Origin of the sequence: Lysobacter sp. S4-A87 (assembly GCF_022637455.1) — a bacterium.
Taxonomy (GTDB): domain Bacteria; phylum Pseudomonadota; class Gammaproteobacteria; order Xanthomonadales; family Xanthomonadaceae; genus Lysobacter_J.
On the sequence record NZ_CP093341.1, the window covers coordinates 1,686,678 to 1,706,495 of the forward strand.

The following is a 19,818-nucleotide window of genomic DNA, read 5'->3' on the forward strand; positions in this document are numbered from 1 at the left end:
CGGGTGCGCTCACCCCTGCGGCACCCCCGCCATGTCCGGCAGGCGATGTGCCACGCCCTTGTGGCAATCGATGCAGGTCTTCTCACCCGTGCCCAGCCAGCGCTTGTGGATCTGCGAGGCGCGCGATCCCTGGCGGGTCAGGTCCATCGAGTCGAAGTCGTGGCAGTTGCGGCATTCCAGCGAATCGTTGGCCTTCAGCCGCGACCATTCGTGCATCGCCAGCTCCAGGCGATGGTCGAGGAACTTCTCGCGCGTATCGATGGTGCCAAACAGCTTGCCCCACACCTCCTTCGACGCCTGCATCTTGCGCGCGATCTTGTCGGTCCACTGATGCGGCACGTGGCAGTCCGGACATGTCGCGCGCACGCCGGAGCGGTTGCTGTAGTGAATGGTCGACTTGAGCTCCTGGAACACGTTGTCGTGCATCTCGTGGCAGCCGGTGCAGAACTTCTCGGTGTTGGTCGCTTCCAGCGCGGTGTTGAATCCGCCCCAGAACATGATGCCGGCGATGAATCCCGCCGCCACCAGGAAGCCAAGGCTGTAGTGCACGCTGGGCGAGCGCAAGGTGCGCCAATAGGGTTTGAACCGTTCGAACCAGCGCTTGAACATCACTGGCTCCCTTTCGCTTCGGCGGCCGCGAGGACCTTGTCGATGTCCTCGAAGTTGTTGGCGACCAGCACCGGCGCGTCGGTCTGCACCACGTGGCACTGGTTGCAGAAGTACCGGCGGGAGGAAATCGACGCCAGGAACTGGTCGTCGCGGTCCATGTAGTGGGTCACGCTGACCGGCGGCGCCTGGAACTTCTCGGCATTGGCGCGGGCATGGCAGAGCATGCAGCGGTTGCTGTTCTTGTCGACCTGGTAGCCGTCGATGGCATGGGGGATGGTCGGCGGCTGCATCGGATAGGCACGTTCGCGCTTGCGGTCGACGTTCTCGACGCGCGCCATCGGCAGCGGCGCCGCCTCCTGGTCGACCGGCACGCCGCGGCGCAGCGCATCGAGCTGGCGGGTGGCGGTGCGGCCGATTGCCGAGTCCGCATGCGGCGCCGGCGCGGCCGCCGCGACGCGGGCCTCGGCCGCGCGCTCATGCTTGCCGACCATCCGGCCGAACAGCCAGCCGGCGAAGAAGATCAGGGCCATCACCCCGACGGTCAGGCCGACGGCGATCAACAGTGGCTTGTTGCGCATGGCGAAGCCCTCCTAGGCGCCCAGTACCTTGACCGCGCACTTCTTGAAGTCGGTCTGCTTGGAGATCGGATCGGTGGCGTCGAGCGTGACCTTGTTGATCAGCTGCCCGGCATCGAACCACGGTACGAACACCACGCCCGGCGGCATGCGGTTGCGACCGCGCGTCTCCACCCGCGTGCGCATCTCGCCACGGCGCGAAATCACCCGCACGTCGTCGCCGCGCTTCAAGCCACGCGCCTTGGCATCGTCGGGGTTCATGAAGATCACCGCGGTCGGGAAGCTGCGGTACAGCTCCGGCACGCGCATCGTCATCGAGCCCGAATGCCAGTGCTCGAGCACGCGCCCGGTGACCAGCCACATGTCGTATTCCTTGTCCGGCGACTCGGCGGGTGGCTCATAGGGCAACGCCCAGATCACCGCGCGGTTGTCCGCATTTCCGTAGAACTGGTAGCCGCTGCCGGCCTTGACGTAAGGATCCGTGCCTTCGCGGTAGCGCCAGCGCGTTTCCTTGCCGTTGACTACCGGCCAGCGCAGGCCGCGCGTGCGGTGGTAGTCGTCGAACGGTGCCAGGTCATGGCCGTGGCCCCGACCGAAAGCAGCGTACTCCTCGAACAGGCCCTTCTGCACGTAGAAGCCGAAGTCCTTGGATTCGTCGTTGGCGTAGCCCGCTTCGATGTCGCTCAACGGGAACTTGTCTACGTTGCCGTTGCGGAACAGCACATCGAACAGCGTCTTGCCCTTGAAGGCCGGGTTGGCGGCGAGGATCTCCGCCGGCCAGCACTCGTCGGTGGTGAAGCGCTTGGAGAATTCCATCAGCTGCCACAGGTCCGAGCGCGCCTGTGCCGGCGCGTCGACCAGCTGGTGCCAGAACTGGGTACGGCGCTCGGCGTTGCCGTAGGCACCCTCCTTCTCCACCCACATCGCCGCCGGCAGCACCAGGTCGGCGGCCTGCGCGGTCACCGTCGGATAGGCGTCGGAGACGACGATGAAGTTGTCCGGGTTGCGGTAGCCCGGCCAGCCCTCCTCGCGCAGGTTGGCGGCGGCCTGCATGTTGTTGTTGACCTGCACCCAGTAGGCATTGAGCTTGCCGTCCTTGAGCGCACGATTCTGCTCGACGGCGTGGTAGCCGGGCTTGGCCTTGATGATGCCGTGCGGAATCTTCCAGATCTCCTCGGCATGTTTGCGGTGCTCGGGATTGGTCACCACCATGTCCGCCGGCAGGCGATGGCTGAAGGTGCCGACCTCGCGCGCGGTGCCGCACGCCGACGGCTGCCCGGTCAGCGAGAACGGGCTGTTGCCCGGCGTGGCGATCTTGCCGGTCAGCAGGTGCAGGTTGTAGACCATGTTGTTGGCCCACACGCCGCGCGTGTGCTGGTTGAACCCCATGGTCCAGAACGAGGTGACCTTGATCTTCGGGTCGGCGTACAGCTCGGCCAGCTTCTGCAGCCAGCCGGCTTCCACGCCGGTCATCTCCACCGTCTTCTCCAGCGTGTACGGCGCCACGAACGCGGCGAACTGGTCGAAGTCGATCACCTTGCCGCCGCCGGCATCCTTGGCGTTCTTGGCCTTGACCTCCAGCGGGTGCTCCGGACGCAGGCCGTAGCCGATGTCGACGTTGCCCTGCTTGAAGCTGGTGTGCTTGCTGACGAAGTCCTTGTTGACCTTGCCGTTTTTGATGATGTAGTTGGCGATGTAGTTGAGGATCACCAGGTCGGTCTGCGGATTGAACACGATCGGGATGTCGGCCAGCTCGAAGCTGCGATGCTCGAAGGTGGACAGCACCGCGACCTTGACGTTGGGGTCGGTCAGGCGCCGGTCGGTCACCCGGGTCCACAGGATCGGGTGCATCTCGGCCATGTTCGAACCCCACAGCACGAATGCATCGGCGACTTCGAAGTCGTCGTAGCAGCCCATCGGTTCGTCCATGCCGAAGGTGCGCATGAAGCCCATCACCGCCGAGGCCATGCAGTGGCGCGCATTGGGATCGATGTGGTTGCTGCGGAAGCCGGCCTTCATCAGCTTGTTGGCGGCGTAGCCCTCGAAGATGGTCCACTGGCCGGACCCGAACATCCCGATGCCGTCGCCGCCCTTGTTCTTGAGCACGCGCTTGAACTGTGCGGCCATGACATCGAACGCCTCGTCCCACTCCACCTCGACGAAGTCGCCTTCCTTTGCGTAGACGCCATTGGTCTTGCGCAGCAGCGGCTTGGTCAGGCGATCGCTGCCGTACATGATCTTCGACAGGAAGTAGCCCTTGATGCAGTTGATGCCGCGGTTGACCTCGGCATGGACGTCGCCATGGGTGGCGACGACGCGGCCGTCCTTGACCGCGACGTTGACGCCGCAGCCGGTACCGCAGAACCGGCACGGTGCCTTGTCCCACTTCAATGCGGTCAGGTCGCCTTCGGTGACGATGTTGGCGGCGCCACCCGGCAGGGACATGCCGGCGGCGGCCGCAGCGGTGGTGACCGCGGTGTTGCGGATGAACTCGCGACGGGTGGTCATGGCGCGACTCCGGTGACGGTAAGGGTTGGCATGGGGGTGTCGAGCGCTTCGCCCGGTTCGGCGTGGTGGTAGACCAGCAGCACGTTGAGCACGCCCGGCACGGCGCGCAGGGCTTCGATGCGATCGAGCAGCGCGTACTGGTCGGCGCATTCGCACAGCACGATGCTGCGGGTGCCCTCGCTTCGCGCCAGCTCCATGTCGACGCTGGCCGCGATCCAGGTGGCCAGCGCGGCGGCGGCGTCATCGCGGTGTTGGACGACGAAGCTGGCGATGTGGATTTCGTTGGCGGTCGCGCTGCTCATGCCTGCTCCAGGTGCATCAAGGCCACTGCGTCGACCGGGCACACGCTTACGCAGGCACCGCACCCGTTGCAGCGCGCGGGGTCGATGACGGGTGTCGGTACGCGGGTCGACAGGGGGAATGCGATCGCCCTTTCCGGGCAGGCATCGCGGCAACTCGAACAGACCACGCCGTGGCGCGGCAGGCAGGCGTCGCCGGCGCTGGCCAGCGTGCGCCAGGGCACTTCAGACGCCGTGCGGTCGATCGCCCGCGGCGTGCAGGCATCGGCACAGTCGCCGCAGAACGTGCACTCACCCAGGTGCGGGTCGAACACGGCATAACCGGCAGCGCTACGCACGAGCACCTGCTCGGGGCAGCGCTCGATGCACGCACCGCAGCCGGTGCAGGCGTCGAGGAATGCGGATTCATCCAGGGCCCAGGGCGGACGCAGCGGCGTGCGGGCGGCCTGCCTGCCCAACAGCAATGCCCGGCGCGAGCGGTTTGGCGCGGCCACCTCAGTGCCCCGTCGGCGGGCCGGCGAACATCTGCCAGATCCAGACCATGAAGCCGTATCCCGCGACGAACATCACCGTCAGCAGCGGGAAGACGACAGCGGTAAGCAGCAGGAACGCGACGCGCTCGCGCCGTTTGATGACCGCGTGGTCTGGCTGGCCCATGGCTGGCTCCGTAACGACAATCCATTCCGTTCGCAGCGAGGATGACGCCCCGCCCCATCGGCTTCCTTGATCCAACTCAAACGGGTCAGGAGAGCGGCGTCTCAGCGCCGGCGCCATTGGTACCCCACGGCGTGTTAAGGCGTCGTGTTAACGGTTCGTCAAACTCGTGTTCCACGGCGCTGCGTGGCAGGGGATTCAGCGGCATTTACGCCGACGCGGCGCAACATCCGACAATCCCGGCAACGGAGCTGTTCGATGCGCCCCGGACTCGCTGCGTTGTTATTGTCTCTCGCCGCAAGCGGTCCGGCCGCGAGTGGCAAAGAAGATCAGCTGCTCTTCGTCAGCGTGCACTATCAGGACCGCGCCCAGGTGCAGTATCTGGCCGGCCGGTTCCAGCACGTGATGGTCGACGAGCGCATTCGCACGGCCGCATTCGAGGCCAGCTACGACGAGTACCTCGCGCTGCGCCGGGCCGGTGTCGATGCGCACATCGACGAGGTCGCTACGGCGCGCATGCGCGAGGCGGACGAAGCGCTGCTTCGAGACGACCTGCAACGCGACGTCCTGCAGCGCGACGTCCTTCAGCCCGACGTCCTTCAGCCCGAAGCGATCCCCGGCTTCGCCTGCTACCGCACCGTCGAGGAGACCTACGCCACGATGGAGCAGCTGGCGCGCGATCGTCCGGATCTGGCGCGGGTGGTGGACATCGGTCCGACCTGGCTGCGCAGCCGCGATGCCGCGACGGGCTACCCGATGAAAGTGCTGGTGCTCGGCAACAGTGCCACCGACGGTGAAATCGCCAACAAACCGAACATGGTGCTGCTGGGCTCCATTCACGCACGCGAGTACACGCCTGCGGAAGTCCTGGCGCGCTTCGCGCAATGGCTGGTCGACGGTTACGGCAGCAACGCCGAGGCGACCTGGCTGCTGGACACCTATCGCTTCCATTTCGTGCTGCAGGCCAACCCGGACGGACGCAAGCGCGCCGAGGGCGGCGCCTCGTGGCGAAAGAACGTCAACACCAGCAACGGCTCGTGCACCGCCAGCAACTACGGCATCGATCTCAACCGGAACTTCCCGTTCCGCTGGAACGGCGCCGCCGGCGGCTCCAGCGGCAATCCCTGTGCGGGTACCTATCGCGGCCCGCAGCAGGGGTCGGAGCCGGAGACGCAGAACCTGCTGCGTTACATCGCCGGCGTCGCCGATGCCAGTGGCACCTGGCGCGGCGGCGTGTTTCCCGATCGCCGCGGTGATGCCGCCACCGCCGCCGCACCGCAGGACTATCGCGGCCTGTTCGTCGACCTGCACAGCTACTCGCGACTTGTGCTGTGGCCGTGGGCCTACTCCACCACGGCAACCGCGAACGCGACCGCACTGCGCACCCTCGGCCGCAGGATTGCCTGGCACAACGGCTATGCCCCGAAGCAATGGGTCGGACTGTATGTCGCCGACGGCACCAACACCGACACGATGTACGGCCTGCTCGGCGTGCCCAGCTACACGATCGAGATGGGCGTGGCGTTCTTCGAGAGCTGCTCGACATTCGAGTCGACCACGCTGCCGAAGAACCTGGCCGCCTTGCGCTACGCCGCGCGCAACCTGACCGCGCCCTACGTCTATCCGTCCGGGCCAGACACGGTTGCCGTGACGGCATACCCGGCAAGCGTCAGTGCCGGACAGCCCGTAACCGTGACCGCCACCATCGACGACGGCCGCAGCAACCAGAGCAACGGCGCCGAGCCGGTGCAAGCGATCAGCGCCGCTTCGGCCTACCTCGACCAGCGACCGTGGACGGCCGGCGCCGCGCGGATTGTGATGCAGTCCAGCGACGGGGCCTGGGATACCAGCCGCGAAAGCGTTCGCGCGGTGATCAGCACGCAGGGCCTGGCGCCAGGTCGCCACGTCGTCTTCGTCCGCGGCAGCGACGCCAGCGGCAGCGTTGGGACGCCGAATGCGGCGTATTTCACGGTGGTTGGCGGCCAGTGACCCTACCAGGACGCGTTGTTCCCGCTTTCGCAACCCAAGCCAGAAGCAACGTCCTTGGATCCCCGCCTTCGCGGGGATGACGGTGGTTTGGAGACGGTCCGAAGACCGGGCAATGAAGCGGCATGGCGTCGTCCGCCGGCCCTGGGATTGCGGAGCAGTGGGCCATGGATGGCCCACGCCCCGCGTAAAGACAGGATGTCGTCCGCGGGGCGCAGCAATCCCAGGGCCGGCGGACGACGCCTTTCCGAAGCCCCCCACGCAACTGGAACGCAGCCGACACGCCAAACGACAGACAACAAAAAAGCCGGCACAAGGCCGGCTCTTCTGCTGATCAGCAAACGCGACGCTTACGCAGCCTGCTTCCACTGGCCAAGTGCAGCCAGACCGTTGTCACGAGCACGCTCGTACACCGTCTGCTGAGCCTTGGCGAAGTTGTTCACCAGATCCTGCGACCACAGCTTCAGCGCCGCCTGCTGCATCGCGCGACCGTACGAGAACGACAGCGGCCACGGATTCGGACCCATCTGGTTCATCGCATTGAGGTGCGCAGTAGCGTCCTCGTCGGCCTGGCCACCGGACAGGAACACGATGCCCGGCAGCGTCGCCGGCACGGTCGACTTCAAGCACTGCAGCGTCGCCGCAGCGACGTCCTCGACACTGGCCTTCTCACCGCTGGTGGTGCCCGGCAGGATCATCGACGCCTTCAGGATCGTGCCCTCCAGCATCACGTTGTGCTCGTACAGCGAAGCGAACAGCGAACGCAGCGTGACCTCGGTGACCTCATAGCAGGTCTCGATATCGTGCGAACCGTCCATGATCACTTCCGGCTCGACCATCGGCACCAGACCCTGCTCCTGGCACAGCGCCGCATAGCGCGCCAGCGCATGCGCATTGGAATCGATGCAGGTGCCCGACGGAATGTCGTCACCGATGTTGATCACCGCGCGCCACTTGGCGAAACGCGCACCGAGCTTGTAGTACTCCTCCAGGCGCGCACGCAGACCATCCAGACCCTCGGTGATCACTTCGCCCGGGAAGCCGGCCAGCGCATGCGTGCCCTTGTCGACCTTGATGCCCGGGATCATGCCGTTGTCGGACATGTACTTGGCGAACGGAATGCCGCTCCTGGTCGACTGGCGGATGGTCTCGTCGAACAGGATCGCGCCGGAAATGTAGTCGCTCAGCTTGGGCGTGGCCAGCAGCAGCTCGCGGTAGGCGCGGCGATTCTCTTCGGTGTTCTCGATGCCGACGCCGGCGAAGCGCTTGGCAATGGTGCTGGTGGACTCATCGATGGCGATGATGCCCTTGCCCGGGGCCACCATGGCCTGGGCGGTTTCGGCAAGCTGTTCGATGCTCATTGGACGTCCTGCAGGAGCGGTGGGAAGCCCGGCATTATAGCCGCAGCGTGGCGTTCCCGCCCGCGGTCGGCCACGGTGAATCAATCACTTGCGTGATTCACACCTTCGATTTCAATACCAGTTTCAGGTGCCGTTGCCAGCCCGGACCGGGTCACTGCCCGGCGATGGCCTGGCGCAACGTGTGGTTGGCCGCGTCCCGCGTCTTCAGGGGCTGGCCGTACTCGTCCACGCCCGGGAAGAAATCGGCGGATGGATCGATGCTGCGCTTGAGGGCCGCGATCTGCGCGTAGCAGTCGGACATCGCACCGGCATGCGGGCACCCGAGCAGATGGTAGAACTCGTGGACGGTCGCCTTGCCCGGTGGCGTGAACACCTGGTTGAGCGACACCTGGGTGGCCACGACATAGCCGCGCGTATGCGTGGGATCGTCAACGCTGCCGAGCACCTCCGGCATCAGCAGGCCCCACAGGAAATCACCCGCATTTCGATCGACGAACGCCACCAGGCGATCGCACGGCGCCTCCAGCTCGTGCGCGATGACATCGTCAAACAGGCTGCGATGAGCGAAGCCCGCGCGTGTCCACGGCCGCACCCATGGCACCACCACGTCGATGCCGTAGGGTTTGAACTCCTGGTTGACCTCGGCAATCAACTTGTCGATGCGCTTCTCGCTGACGTCGCTGGTGCGCAGCACGCACACGCGCATCTGCACCGGCGGGCCGTATTCGATCGCGAAGCGCTGCTGGGTGTGCATTCCCACCGTCGTGCACGCGCACAACGCAATGGCGGCCAGCGTGAAGCTGGCGGCTAGCGCGACGCCGCGCAGCAGGCGCGACGCACGGCGGGGACCATCGATCCTGACGGTTGCCACGGCAATTCCCCTGGATGAGGGATTGCTATCGCCAACGCGCCAGACACGAAGCGGCGGCCATCACGCCGCCTTCGCAAAGACAAATGCATTGATGGGAGCCAGCTCGCTGCCGGCTCCGTCAACGGCGGCTCAGAGCTCGCCCAGTCCTTCTGCCGTGCCGTCGGCACCGACCTGCAACAGGCGCAGCGTGTTGGTCGCGCCGTGCTGCTCCATATGGTCGCCACTGGTGAAAATGACGCGGTCGCCGACGCTGAGCCGGTCCTGCTTGAACAACTGCTTGATCGCGCTGCGGGCGGCATCGCGCGAGGTCAGGCCACGGCTGTCGAAGTCGTAGGCCACGACATCGCGCATCATCGTCATGCGACGGCGCGAGCCGTCATGGCGCGACATCGCGTAGATCGGCACCTGCGAGCGGAAGCGCGAGAGGAAACGCGCAGTGCCACCAGACTCGGTCATCGCCACGATGGCACGCACGCCGATGTGCTCGGACAGGAACATCGTGGCCATGGCGATAGCCTGGTCGGCGCGCTCGAGGTTGCGCGGGGCGGCTTCGAAATCGGTGTCGCGGTTGAACTGGCGCTCGGCGCCCAGGCAGATGCGCGCCATCGCCTCGACCGCCTTCACCGGATAGCGGCCGGCGGCCGATTCCTGCGACAGCATCACCGCGTCGGTGCCGTCGATGACGGCGTTGGCGACGTCGAGCACCTCTGCGCGGGTCGGGATCGGGCTGTCGACCATCGACTGCAGCATCTGCGTGGCGGTGATCACCACGCGGTTGCGCTCCAGCGCCTCGCGGATGATCTTCTTCTGCAGGCCTGGCAGTTCGGCGTCGCCGATCTCCACGCCCAGGTCGCCGCGCGCGACCATGACCACGTCGCTGGCGTCGACGATCTCGGACAGGTTCTCGATCGCTTCGGCGCGTTCGATCTTCGACACCAGCGCGGCATCGCTGCCGGCGGCGCGGGCGATGCGACGCGCTTCGTTCATGTCTTCGGCATTGCGGCAGAACGACACCGCGATGAAATCGGCGCCGAGTTCGGCGGCGACCAGGATCAGCTCCTTGTCGCGCTCGGTCAGCGCGCCCAGCGAGAGGCCGCCGCCCTGCTTGTTCAGGCCCTTGCGGTCGGACAGCGCACCGTCGTTGAGCACGGTGGTGATGATGCGCTCGCCCTCGATCGCGCCTACTCGCAGCTGCAGCAGACCGTCGTCGAGCAGCAGCACGTCGCCCGGACGCACGTCGTTGGGCAAACCGAGGTAGCTCACGCCAACCTCGCGCAGGTTGCCCGGAGGCGCATCGACGCTGGCGACCAGGTCGAAGCGGTCGCCGGCCTTGAGAAGGACCTTGCCTTCGGCGAAACGTTCGATGCGGATCTTCGGGCCCGGCAGGTCGGCGAGGATGCCGACCTCCACGCCGACGCGCTTGGCGGCTTCGCGCACGGCTTCGGCGCGGGCAACCTGCGAGGACGGATCGCCGTGCGAGAAATTGAGCCGGACCACGTCGACACCGGCGGTGAGCAGCGCGTCGAGGACGCCCGGCGGATCAGTGGCCGGGCCGAGGGTTGCGAGGATCTTGGTGCGGCGCTGTGTGGTTGTCATCGAATGCTGCTTTCGCCTGGTGCGGCTTTTGCCGAGTGAGATTCATTGATTCCGGCGACGCTAGCACAGCTGTACGTTCAATCGGATTGAATACGCACGCAATCCGGGACGCGGGTCGTCCATACCGCGGGGCATGTGGGAAAGTGGTCTGCAATCACCCGGTCAAAAGCAGACCACCGCTGTCCCGGCGACCGCGCTCAGGCCGCCAGCAGGCCCTGCAGCTCGCCCGGCGCAGCAACCAGGTGCAGCGCCCCCGCCTCGCGCAACTCGACCTCGCCACCAAACCCCCAGAGCACGCCGACATTGCGCATGCCGTGGTGACGCGCGCCCTCGATGTCCATGCGCCGGTCGCCGATCATCCAGCACTCACCGGCGGCGACATCCAGGCGCCGCAGCGCCTCGCCGATCAACTGGTCCTTGTGGCTGATGCGACCGTCCAGGGTCGCACCGACGATGTCGTCGAAACGATGCCCGAACGGCAGGTGCCCGGCGATCTTTCGCGCGTGCGGTTCGTTCTTGGCGGTGACCACCGCCAGGCGGTGCCCGGCCGCGTGCAGCGCCTCGATGGTCTCGCCGATGCCGGCGTAGACCTCGTGCTCGGCCCAGCCGTGGCTCTCGAAGCGGTCGCGGTAGTGCAGCACCGCCTGCTCGACGTCCTGCGGATCGTCGAGCAGCGGACCGAAGCTGGTACGCAAGGCCGGTCCGATCCAGCGCCGCAGTTCCGACTGCGGCGGCACCGGCAGGCCCATCTTCACCAGTGCGTACTCGACACAGCGGGTGATGCCGACGGCCGAGTCGATCAGCGTGCCGTCCATGTCGAAGAACACCGTTGCCATTGCAGCGCCTCAGCCCCGCGCCTTGAGCGCGGTCACCGCCGGCAGTTCCTTGCCTTCGAGGAACTCGAGGAAGGCGCCGCCGCCGGTCGAGATGTAGGTCACGTCCTGCTCGATGCCGTACTTGTCGACCGCCGCCAGGGTATCGCCGCCGCCGGCGATCGAGAACGCCTTGCTGGCGGCGATCGCACGCGCCAGGGTTTCGGTGCCCTTGCCGAACGCATCGAATTCGAACACGCCGACCGGGCCGTTCCACACCACGGTGCCGGCGGCCTTGATCAGCTCGGCGTAGCGCGCAGCGGTGTCCGGACCGATGTCGAGGATCATGTCGTCGGCGCCGACGGCATCGACGGCCTTGACCGTGGCAGGTGCATCGGCGGAGAAAGCCGGGGCGACCACGACGTCGGTCGGCACCGGGATGTCGGCGCCGCGCGCCCTGGCATCGGCCATGATCTTCTTCGCGGTGTCGATCAGGTCGTTCTCGACCAGCGACTTGCCGACGCCGTGGCCCATCGCGGCGATGAAGGTGTTGGCGATGCCGCCGCCGACGATCAGCTGGTCGACCTTGCTGACCAGCGACGACAGCAGTTCAAGCTTGGTCGAGACCTTGGAACCGGCGACGATCGCCAGCAGCGGACGCGCCGGGTTGTCGAGCGCCTTGGCCAGCGCATCGAGCTCGGCCATCAGCAACGGACCACCAGCGGCGACCTTGGCGAATCGGATCGCGCCATGCGTCGACGCCTGGGCGCGGTGCGCGGTGCCGAAGGCGTCCATGACGTAGACGTCGCACAGCGCGGCGTACTTCTTCGACAGCGCTTCGTCGTCCTTGCCCTCGCCGACGTTCATGCGGCAGTTCTCGAGCAGCACCAGCTGGCCCGGCGCGACCTCGACGCCGTCCACCCAGTCCTTGACCAGCGGCACGTCGATGCCGAGCAGCTCCGACAGGCGCCGGGCGACCGGTGCGAGCGAATCGGCCTCGCTCCACACGCCTTCCTTCGGCCGGCCCAGGTGCGAGGTGACCATCACCGCAGCGCCCTTCTCCAACGCCAGCTTCATCGTCGGCACCGCCGCGGTGATGCGCTGCTCGGAGGTGATGCGACCGTCGTCGATGGGCACGTTGAGGTCTTCGCGGATCAGCACGCGCTTGCCGGCGAGATCGAGGTCGGACATGCGGACGATGGACATGGGGGGCGCTCCGGGTGAATGCGTAGCCGCGTATTGTCGCGGCCCCCGTGCCGGAATGAAACCGCTGCACGCCGCAGCGGGCGCCCCTGTTTAGGCCCCGCCCGGGGTTTCCGGGTCGTGCGCCGCGCCCTGCCCGGCCGCCGGCCTGGGCTGGCGCAGCAGGCTCAGTGCGAACGCGCTGACGACCAGCGCCCCCAGCACCAGCACCGACCACAACAGCCACGAGGTCCAGTCGCGGCGGGCGGTGAACGCGGCATCTCCCGCCAGCGCCTGCGCTGCACCGAGGGAGGCGGGCGCGGGTTGCCAGGCGTCGCCGCGCTGCTCGCGCATGGCATCGACCAGCTGCGACAGCGGCGAATCGGCACGGCGCGCACGTGCGCTGCCGGCGACCAGCGAGTAAGGCGCCGGCCCCTGCGCGAGGAAGACCACCACTTCCGGCCGGTAGCCCAGACGCAGCGCAGGATCGCCGCTGACCGGCGTGCTGGCGCTCAGGCGCCAGTAGCGGTCGCGGACGACCCGATCGAGCACCCGTGCGCCGGAACGGCTCGCGCGCCCGGCCGAATCGACCTGCCAGGCCATCCACGGACCGGCGCGCAGCTGCCAGGGCGCACCGCTGTCGTCGCGGCTTTCCAGCCGCCACTCGACGGCATGGTTGCCCGGAAGCTCGACATCCACCTGCTGCACCGGGAAGCGACCTTCGAGGTTGAACTCGAATGCATCGCGACCGGCCTGGTCGATGCGGCGGCCGCGCAGTGGTTGCCACTGCGGCGCCGAGGCCACGGCAGAGCCGGCCAGCTCGGCGCTGACCGCGGTGATCTCGATCGGCTGATCGCTGCGGTCCGGCGTGAGTCGCAGGTAACGAACGTGGCGAGCGGGAGACAGTTCGATGCGCCGCTGCAGCAGGCGCCGCCCGTCGCGTTGCAGGTCAACCAGGCGGCCGCGCACGGGCAACGGCTGCCATTGGTCGAGATCGTCGCTGCCTTCGACGCGAAAGCCCAGGTCCAGTGCAGAGGCTGGTGCCGACGCCGGTGTCGAGGCTGGCTGCCATTGCAGCTCCAGCGCGGTGATCGCCTCGCGTGCCTGGCTGGCATCGACCAGCAGCACGTTCTGCGGCAACGCGTCGGCGGCGGCGCCGTTTACGCGTGCCTGGACGCCGCGCAGGCGCCCCTCGCCATCGATCGTTCCGGTCAGCTCCCAGCCTCCGGCCGGGCCACCGGCGGGCGTGGCCGGAAGCCTGAACCATGGCAACGCGATCCGGGCCGGCGCCTGGACCAGGGGCTGCTCCGGTGCGAACAACGCCGACGGAACGGTGGCGCCGTCGTGGTTGCGGACCTCGAAGTCGCGCAGGTCATGTGTGTACAGCTGCCGATACACCGACGCGTCCAGGGTCACGCGATAGGCGCCGCCATCGTCCCGGCTCAGCTTGAGCGGCCACTGCTGGGCGAAGTCTTCGCTGGCAACGGCGGGCGCGGCAAGCAACAGGCAGGCGACCTGAAGGCAGACAATCCGGGCGAGGCGTTTCATGGGCTGGCGTCGAACTCCGTGCGCAGTGCGCGCGGCGGCGCGGGAGCAAAGTAACCGACCAGCGTGCACAGCAGGCCGTAGGCGATGAACGACGCGATCCCGAGCATCGTGCCCAGGTGCGAGCGGTCGACCAGGACCAGCTTGACCAGCACCACCGCCATCAGCACCGCACCGGCCCGCCACAGGTCGCGCTGGCCACGGCGCGAACCCAGGATCCAGCCGAACACACCGAGCACGCTCCAGACGATGGTCAGGCTGGTCTGCACCAGGCTGGTCGAGAACATCGAGCCACCCCAGGCAATGCCGCCAACGTGGTGGACGGTGCGCAGGGTGATCACCGTGATCAGCGCGAAGCCCGCCGCGGCGAGCAGCGGGATGCGGCGTTCGCGCAAGTCGTCGGAGACCAGCGGCGACGCCAGCCATGCGGCGGCGAGTCCGATCACGGCCAGCTGCGCCAGGTCCAGCGGATTGAGCACCGGCAGCCATTGCAACGGCGTGCTGCTGCCGGCAACGGTCAGCGCGACCGTCGCACCAAGCGCGACGGCGAGCACGAACAGGCGCTGCAATGGCGCGCGCCATTGCTCGAAGTGGCTCGCCAGCGGCGTTGCGATCCATTGCGGGCGCCACTGCACCAGCGCGGCAATGCACCAGGCCGGCAAGCCAAGCGCGGCGACCTTCCAGCCGTCGCCGAATGCAGCCTGGCTGGCCAGCCAGTACAGCGACAGGCCCGCAGCAAGCGCCCAGGACCACAACCACAGCGAATGGGCGAGCGCGATCGGGCTTTCGCCTTCGCCGTGGTCGCGCAGGCAACGCAGGCTGCGCCAGCCGGCGAGTGCGAACACCAGCCACGCCACGCCGCCGAGACCTGCAAACGGATGGTCGTGCGCAGCGTCCTGCACGAGCGCCAGCGGCAGCGCCGCGGCCATGGCCGCGACCACGCTCCAGGCGAGTGCGCGCGCCGGAATCCGCCGGTACACCTCCGCTACGACCCAACCCGTCACCGCCGCGAACATCAGCACCGCGTCGGGCCATTCCTGCGCGGTGACGAAGCGGTCGATCTCGTGCAGTGCGTTGCCGCACCACCAGCCCAGGCCCCACAGGTAATAGACCAGCGCCGGAGGGTCGGCAGAAATGCGTCGATAGCTCCACGCGCTGGCGAAGCCGGCGATCGCGATCAGCAACGCGCCCATGCAGGCTGCATTTGCGATCGGCGTCGCCGCCGTCGGATTGTCGGCAAGGCCGATGGCGAAGGCGCCGGCGGCCAGCAGCTGCAGCAGCAACCCGGTCACTTGCGGCAACTGCCGTTGCTGGTGCGATCCCAGCCAGACCAGCGCTGCGCCCTCCAGGGCGAACACGCAAGCGGTGGCCTGCGCCGACAGTGCCAACGGCACCGCCAGCGTCGCAAAGCCCACGGCCAGCAATGCGTGCGATGTGGCCAGCATGGTGAAGCGCTCGCGACGGCGCAGCCACCACGCGAGTGCCGCGTACACCGCCGCCAATGCCAGTGCGCACAGGGCCAGCTGCATGCGGTCGCCTTCGAGCAGCGCGGCCTGCAGCGCGAACGCCACCAGCGGCGTGCCAAACACCAGGCAGCCATCGATGCGGTCACGCTTGCCGTCCGGTCGCTGCTGCGCGTACAGGATCGGCACGAGCAGATAGCAGAAGAAGAACAGCAACAGGAACGGTTCGGTGGTGGCGAAGTGCTCGGGCTTGTAGCTCAGCACGCCCCAGACGGTGCCGACACCGAAGGTGAAGACGAACCCCAGCAGGTTCAGCGCACGCCACGGCCGCACCCACGCGATCACGAAGATGGCCAGGTTGAGCACGGCGTAGTAGCCGAACAGCGCAACATGGTTGCCGCTGCCGGTCGACAGCCAGATGGGCGCGAGGAATCCGGCCAGGATGCCCAGCACCGCGAGCGCGATCGCGTTCTGGCGCACCGCCAGCACGCCTGCGCCGGCCACCAGCACCACGCTCAGGGCGAAGGCGACGCCGGCCGGAATCATCTGATAGAAGCGGAAGGCCGCGAAGATGACCAGCAACAGCACGCCGATCGCACCGCCCTGCAGGCTCAGCGCGAAGCTGCGCCTGGCCTCGCGCTGGCGCCAGCCGAAGACCAGCGCGGCCAGCGCCGAGGCGGCGATGCCGGCCAGGCGAAGCTCGACCGGCATGCGCATCCAGCCCTGGTCGGATGCGTATTTCAGCAACGACGCGATGCCGGCGAAGAACACCAGCACGCCGACCTTGACCGGCATGTTGCCTTCGGTGAACCACTTGCGTACCGCACGCCTGGCCAGGTCGAACGCGTCGGGCGAAGCCGGCTGGCGCGGCGCGCGCGCGTACTGCGGCGCGGCTCGTTCGCGCGCGGCGGCGGGCAGCGGCATTGGTGCCGGCGGTGCCTGCTGCGCCGGAGAAGCAGGAGGTTGTGGTGCGACCGGGCGTTCGACCGGAGGCGGTTTGGGCGCTGTGGCCGCTGGTGCCTGGGTGCGCATCCATTCCTGCAGCGTCGGTCCGTCGGTCGGTTCCTGGGCAACCGGCTCCTGGGCAACCGGTTCCTGGCCAACCGGTCCCGGGGCAACCCGTTCCCGCCCGACAGCTTGCGAGCGCAATTGCGCGACCTGCGCCTCGAGGACCGCCACGCGCGTCTTGAGCGCACTGATCATCGCCAGCGCGACGATCAACAGCACCGGCACCGACAACACCACGAGCACCAGAATTCCAATTCCACCAGCCATCCATGGGCCCCCTGTTGTGGATCTGCGCACACCTTACCGCAAGCGCGGACGCCCGGTTCAGGTCGTGACTTCCGATCACAATGCACAACATTATGTGTTGACCAATCCACCGGACCACACTATGTTGTGGCCGTCGGTGCCGACCTCGCGGTCGGCTTAAAAGGGAAGTCCGGTGCGGCCTCGCTCAGATCACATCGTTGATCGAGCGGCCAACTCCGGCGCTGCCCCGCAGCGGTAGTGGAAACGAACGCCGTCATGGCACTGGGCCCAAGGCCTGGGAAGCGACGGTCAGTAGGTGAGGTGGCCAGCGGCATGCGCCCGGTCCTCGCGTCCAGAGCCCGAAGACCTGCCGACAACCGCGCGTTGCACACCGCGCGGTGACCGGCCAGCGAGTCTTCGGAGGGAAGACGGTCGGTGTTGCATGGAGGCGCGCCGTTGCTGTCGAAGGACGCCCGCCACCACAGGCCCGTCTCGGCCTGCGCGACGCCGCAACCGCAATCTCCGAGTCCCGCGCCACGCCGCCCTTCGAGGGAAGGACGACGAGCCGTGCGCCCACGCACCGGAGCTATCACGATGACCACCACTACCGACGCGCCTGCCGTCAATCAGCCTGCCGTCACCCGGCCTGCTGCCCCTGCCGCCGCAATCGCGCAGGGCGAGTCCGCCGGCTTCACCCTGACCCCGCCCGCCGCCAACCTCACCATGACGGTGACCAAGCGCAACGGCCGCCGCGACCCGGTCGACCTCAACAAGATCGTGCGCGCAGTGACGCGCAACTGCGAAGGCCTTTTCTCCGTCGACCCGATGCGCGTGGCCACCCGCACCATCTCCGGCCTGTATGACGGCGCGACCACGCGCGAGCTCGACGAGCTTTCGATCCGCACCGCCGCCCTGCTCACCGCCGAAGAACCCGAGTACGGCCGCCTCGCCGCGCGCCTGCTCGCCGGCGTGATCGAGAAGGAAGTCGCCGGCATCGAGATCCACGCGTTTTCGCAGTCGGTGCAGCGCGGCTTCGACCTGGGCCTGATCAACGAGCGCCTGCTGACCTTCGTCCAGGCCAACGCGCGCAAGCTCAACGACGCGATCGACCCGACCCTCAACCAGCGCTTCGATTACTTCGGCCTGCGCACGCTGTACGACCGCTACCTGCTGCGCCACCCGACCGCGCGCACCGTCATCGAAACGCCGCAGCAGTTCTTCCTGCGCATCGCCTGCGCACTGAGCGAGGATGTCAGCGACGCCCTGGCGCTGTACCGGCGAATGGCGCAGCTGGACTACATCCCCAGCTCGCCGACGCTGTTCAACTCCGGCACCACGCACGAGCAGCTGTCGAGCTGCTTCCTGCTCGACTCGCCGGAAGACTCGCTGGAAAGCATCTACAAGCGCTACATGGACGTCGCCAAACTGAGCAAATTCAGCGGCGGCATCGGCCTGAGCTACACGCGCATCCGTTCGCGCGGCTCGCTGATCCGGTCGACCAATGGCCTGAGCAACGGCATCGTGCCGTGGCTGAAGACGCTCGATGCCTCGGTCGCCGCGGTCAACCAGGGCGGCAAGCGCAAGGGCGCGGCTTGCGTGTACCTGGAGCCGTGGCATGCCGACGTCGAGGAGTTCCTGGAGCTGCGCGACAACACCGGCGATGAAGCGCGGCGCACGCACAACCTCAACCTCGCCAACTGGATCCCCGACGAGTTCATGCGCCGCGTCGAGGCCGACGGCGACTGGTCGCTGTTCGACCCGGCCCGCGTGCCGCAGCTGACCGACCTGTGGGGCGAGGCCTTCGACCGCGCTTACCACGCCGCCGAAGTGGCCGGCCTGGCGGCGCGCCAGGTCAAGGCACGCGAGCTGTACAGCCGCATGGTGCGCACGCTGGCGCAGACCGGCAACGGCTGGATGAACTTCAAGGACAAGTCCAACCGCGCCTGCAACCAGACCCTGCGCGAAGGCAACGTGGTGCACCTGTCGAACCTGTGCACCGAGATCCTGGAAGTCACGTCGCAGGACGAGACCGCGGTGTGCAACCTGGGTTCGATCAACCTGTCGCACCACGTCGAGCTGTTTGCCGAAGGCCCGGTGCACGGCGAAGGCGGTCTCGCCTCCATCGGCATGTTCGATTTCGGGAAGCTGGCCGAGACCGTGCGCCTGGCCGTGCGCCAGCTCGACCGCGTCATTGATTTGAATTTCTACCCGATCGAGACCGCGCGGCGCGCCAACCTCAAGTGGCGCCCGGTTGGCCTGGGCGTGATGGGCCTGCAGGACGTGTTCTTCAAACTGCGCATGCCGTTCGATTCCGACCAGGCGCGTGCGCTGTCGCGGCAGATCGCCGAGGCGGTGTACTTCCATGCGCTGTCCGCTTCGAATGAGCTGGCAATGGAGCGCGGTCGCCATCCCTCGTTCGCCGATACGCGCGCGTCGCAGGGCGAGCTGCAGTTCGAAGCCTGGGGCGTGACACCTTCCGAAGCCCACGGCTGGGACAGCCTGCGCGCGCGCATCGCCGAGCACGGCCTGCGCAACTCGCTGCTGATCGCGATCGCGCCGACGGCGACCATCGCCTCGATCGCAGGCTGTTACGAGTGCATCGAGCCGCAGGTGTCAAACCTGTTCAAGCGCGAGACGTTGTCCGGCGACTTCCTGGTGGTCAACCGCTACCTCGCCGAGGAACTCAAGACGCTCGGCCTGTGGACGCCGGAACTGCGCGACCGCATCAAGATGGCCGAAGGTTCGATCCAGGGCATCACCCAGATCCCTGAGTCGCTGCGCGCCGTCTTCCGCACCGCCTGGGAACTGCCGATGCGCTCGCTGATCGACATGGCCGCAGACCGCGGCGCCTTCATCGACCAGAGCCAGTCGCTGAACCTGTTCATCGAGAGCCCGAACATCGGCCAGCTGTCGTCGATGTACATGTACGCATGGAAGAAGGGGCTCAAGACGACCTACTACCTGCGCTCGCGCCCGGCGACGAAGATCGCCAAGGCCACGGTCAGCGGCGTCGCCGAAGCGGCAAAGCCGGAGTACACCGCGGTCGAGGCCGTGGCCTGCTCGCTCGAGAACCCCGAGAGCTGCGAAGCCTGCCAGTAACCCA

15 protein-coding genes and 1 riboswitch are annotated in these 19,818 nt (G+C 67.4%); of the genes, 2 read left to right on the forward strand and 13 right to left on the reverse strand.

The genetic code is table 11. From position 1 onward, the window contains the following. Positions 1–9: 9 nt before the first annotated feature. The 6 genes from MNR01_RS07700 to napE are packed head-to-tail and all read right to left on the reverse strand — an operon-like array spanning position 10 to position 4,648. The gene (locus tag MNR01_RS07700) at positions 10–609 is read right to left on the reverse strand and encodes a NapC/NirT family cytochrome c (protein WP_241920327.1); all 600 of its coding nucleotides are present in this window, start codon (positions 607–609) and stop codon (positions 10–12) included. Further along, positions 609–1,187, reverse strand: coding sequence for a nitrate reductase cytochrome c-type subunit (locus tag MNR01_RS07705; RefSeq protein WP_241920328.1), 579 nt, complete (start codon positions 1,185–1,187; stop codon positions 609–611). Before MNR01_RS07705 ends, MNR01_RS07700 begins: the two co-directional genes overlap by 1 nt. Positions 1,188–1,199: 12 nt before the next feature. Next, entirely contained in the window at positions 1,200–3,692 is a 2,493-nt protein-coding gene (napA, locus tag MNR01_RS07710; RefSeq protein ID WP_241920329.1) for a periplasmic nitrate reductase subunit alpha, read from the reverse strand. Then, the gene (locus MNR01_RS07715; RefSeq protein WP_241920330.1) at positions 3,689–3,994 is read right to left on the reverse strand and encodes a chaperone NapD; all 306 of its coding nucleotides are present in this window, start codon (positions 3,992–3,994) and stop codon (positions 3,689–3,691) included. Before MNR01_RS07715 ends, napA begins: the two co-directional genes overlap by 4 nt. Then, positions 3,991–4,485 carry a ferredoxin-type protein NapF gene (gene napF, locus MNR01_RS07720; protein WP_241920331.1) on the reverse strand — a complete coding sequence of 165 codons (495 nt, stop codon included), beginning with the start codon at positions 4,483–4,485 and terminating at the stop codon, positions 3,991–3,993. The genes MNR01_RS07715 and napF overlap by 4 nt, the downstream gene beginning before the upstream one ends. Position 4,486: 1 nt before the next feature. Continuing rightward, on the reverse strand, positions 4,487–4,648 hold the full coding sequence (gene napE / locus MNR01_RS07725) for a periplasmic nitrate reductase, NapE protein (protein WP_241920332.1): 162 nt from the start codon (positions 4,646–4,648) through the stop codon (positions 4,487–4,489). Positions 4,649–4,903: 255 nt separating this feature from the next. Between napE and MNR01_RS07730 the strand changes: the two genes are divergently transcribed. Then, positions 4,904–6,634, forward strand: a complete 1,731-nt coding sequence (locus MNR01_RS07730) for a M14 family zinc carboxypeptidase (protein WP_241920333.1) — start codon at positions 4,904–4,906, stop codon at positions 6,632–6,634. A gap of 347 nt (positions 6,635–6,981) precedes the next feature. On the opposite strand, the gene MNR01_RS07735 is transcribed toward MNR01_RS07730, so the two are convergent. The 7 genes from MNR01_RS07735 to MNR01_RS07765 form a co-directional block, all read right to left on the reverse strand. After that, the gene (locus MNR01_RS07735; protein WP_241920334.1) at positions 6,982–7,992 is read right to left on the reverse strand and encodes a class I fructose-bisphosphate aldolase; all 1,011 of its coding nucleotides are present in this window, start codon (positions 7,990–7,992) and stop codon (positions 6,982–6,984) included. 151 nt (positions 7,993–8,143) lie between these two features. Then, a complete protein-coding gene (locus MNR01_RS07740; protein ID WP_241920335.1) occupies positions 8,144–8,863 on the reverse strand; it encodes a hypothetical protein in 720 nt (239 codons plus the stop codon). A 129-nt stretch (positions 8,864–8,992) separates the two neighbouring features. Beyond that, on the reverse strand, positions 8,993–10,459 hold the full coding sequence (gene pyk / locus MNR01_RS07745; RefSeq protein WP_241920336.1) for a pyruvate kinase: 1,467 nt from the start codon (positions 10,457–10,459) through the stop codon (positions 8,993–8,995). A 197-nt stretch (positions 10,460–10,656) separates the two neighbouring features. Then, complete coding sequence (locus MNR01_RS07750) at positions 10,657–11,295, reverse strand: HAD hydrolase-like protein (protein WP_241920337.1); 639 nt, start codon at positions 11,293–11,295, stop codon at positions 10,657–10,659. 9 nt (positions 11,296–11,304) lie between these two features. Next, positions 11,305–12,477: a phosphoglycerate kinase gene (locus MNR01_RS07755; RefSeq protein ID WP_241920338.1), complete on the reverse strand. Its 1,173-nt coding sequence runs from the start codon at positions 12,475–12,477 to the stop codon at positions 11,305–11,307. Between the two features lie 90 nt (positions 12,478–12,567). After that, complete coding sequence (locus MNR01_RS07760) at positions 12,568–14,001, reverse strand: DUF3999 domain-containing protein (protein WP_241920339.1); 1,434 nt, start codon at positions 13,999–14,001, stop codon at positions 12,568–12,570. Continuing rightward, complete coding sequence (locus tag MNR01_RS07765; protein WP_241920340.1) at positions 13,998–16,736, reverse strand: DUF2339 domain-containing protein; 2,739 nt, start codon at positions 16,734–16,736, stop codon at positions 13,998–14,000. The genes MNR01_RS07760 and MNR01_RS07765 overlap by 4 nt, the downstream gene beginning before the upstream one ends. 117 nt (positions 16,737–16,853) lie before the next feature. After that, positions 16,854–17,105, forward strand: a riboswitch (cobalamin riboswitch). 333 nt (positions 17,106–17,438) lie between these two features. Between MNR01_RS07765 and MNR01_RS07770 the strand changes: the two genes are divergently transcribed. Next, a complete protein-coding gene (locus MNR01_RS07770) occupies positions 17,439–19,814 on the forward strand; it encodes a ribonucleoside-diphosphate reductase subunit alpha (RefSeq protein ID WP_241920562.1) in 2,376 nt (791 codons plus the stop codon). Positions 19,815–19,818 lie beyond the last annotated feature (4 nt).

What these genes read in the sequence shown, in the direction of transcription:
- MNR01_RS07700 (WP_241920327.1), bottom strand. Translation starts at nt 609, where the DNA reads ATGTTCAAGCGCTGGTTCGAACGGTTCAAACCCTATTGGCGCACCTTG.
- MNR01_RS07705 (WP_241920328.1), bottom strand. Translation starts at nt 1,187, where the DNA reads ATGCGCAACAAGCCACTGTTGATCGCCGTCGGCCTGACCGTCGGGGTG.
- napA (WP_241920329.1), bottom strand. Translation starts at nt 3,692, where the DNA reads ATGACCACCCGTCGCGAGTTCATCCGCAACACCGCGGTCACCACCGCT.
- MNR01_RS07715 (WP_241920330.1), bottom strand. Translation starts at nt 3,994, where the DNA reads ATGAGCAGCGCGACCGCCAACGAAATCCACATCGCCAGCTTCGTCGTC.
- napE (WP_241920332.1), bottom strand. Translation starts at nt 4,648, where the DNA reads ATGGGCCAGCCAGACCACGCGGTCATCAAACGGCGCGAGCGCGTCGCG.
- MNR01_RS07730 (WP_241920333.1), top strand. Translation starts at nt 4,904, where the DNA reads ATGCGCCCCGGACTCGCTGCGTTGTTATTGTCTCTCGCCGCAAGCGGT.
- MNR01_RS07735 (WP_241920334.1), bottom strand. Translation starts at nt 7,992, where the DNA reads ATGAGCATCGAACAGCTTGCCGAAACCGCCCAGGCCATGGTGGCCCCG.
- pyk (WP_241920336.1), bottom strand. Translation starts at nt 10,459, where the DNA reads ATGACAACCACACAGCGCCGCACCAAGATCCTCGCAACCCTCGGCCCG.
- MNR01_RS07750 (WP_241920337.1), bottom strand. Translation starts at nt 11,295, where the DNA reads ATGGCAACGGTGTTCTTCGACATGGACGGCACGCTGATCGACTCGGCC.
- MNR01_RS07755 (WP_241920338.1), bottom strand. Translation starts at nt 12,477, where the DNA reads ATGTCCATCGTCCGCATGTCCGACCTCGATCTCGCCGGCAAGCGCGTG.
- MNR01_RS07760 (WP_241920339.1), bottom strand. Translation starts at nt 14,001, where the DNA reads ATGAAACGCCTCGCCCGGATTGTCTGCCTTCAGGTCGCCTGCCTGTTG.
- MNR01_RS07765 (WP_241920340.1), bottom strand. Translation starts at nt 16,736, where the DNA reads ATGGCTGGTGGAATTGGAATTCTGGTGCTCGTGGTGTTGTCGGTGCCG.
- MNR01_RS07770 (WP_241920562.1), top strand. Translation starts at nt 17,439, where the DNA reads ATGACGGTGACCAAGCGCAACGGCCGCCGCGACCCGGTCGACCTCAAC.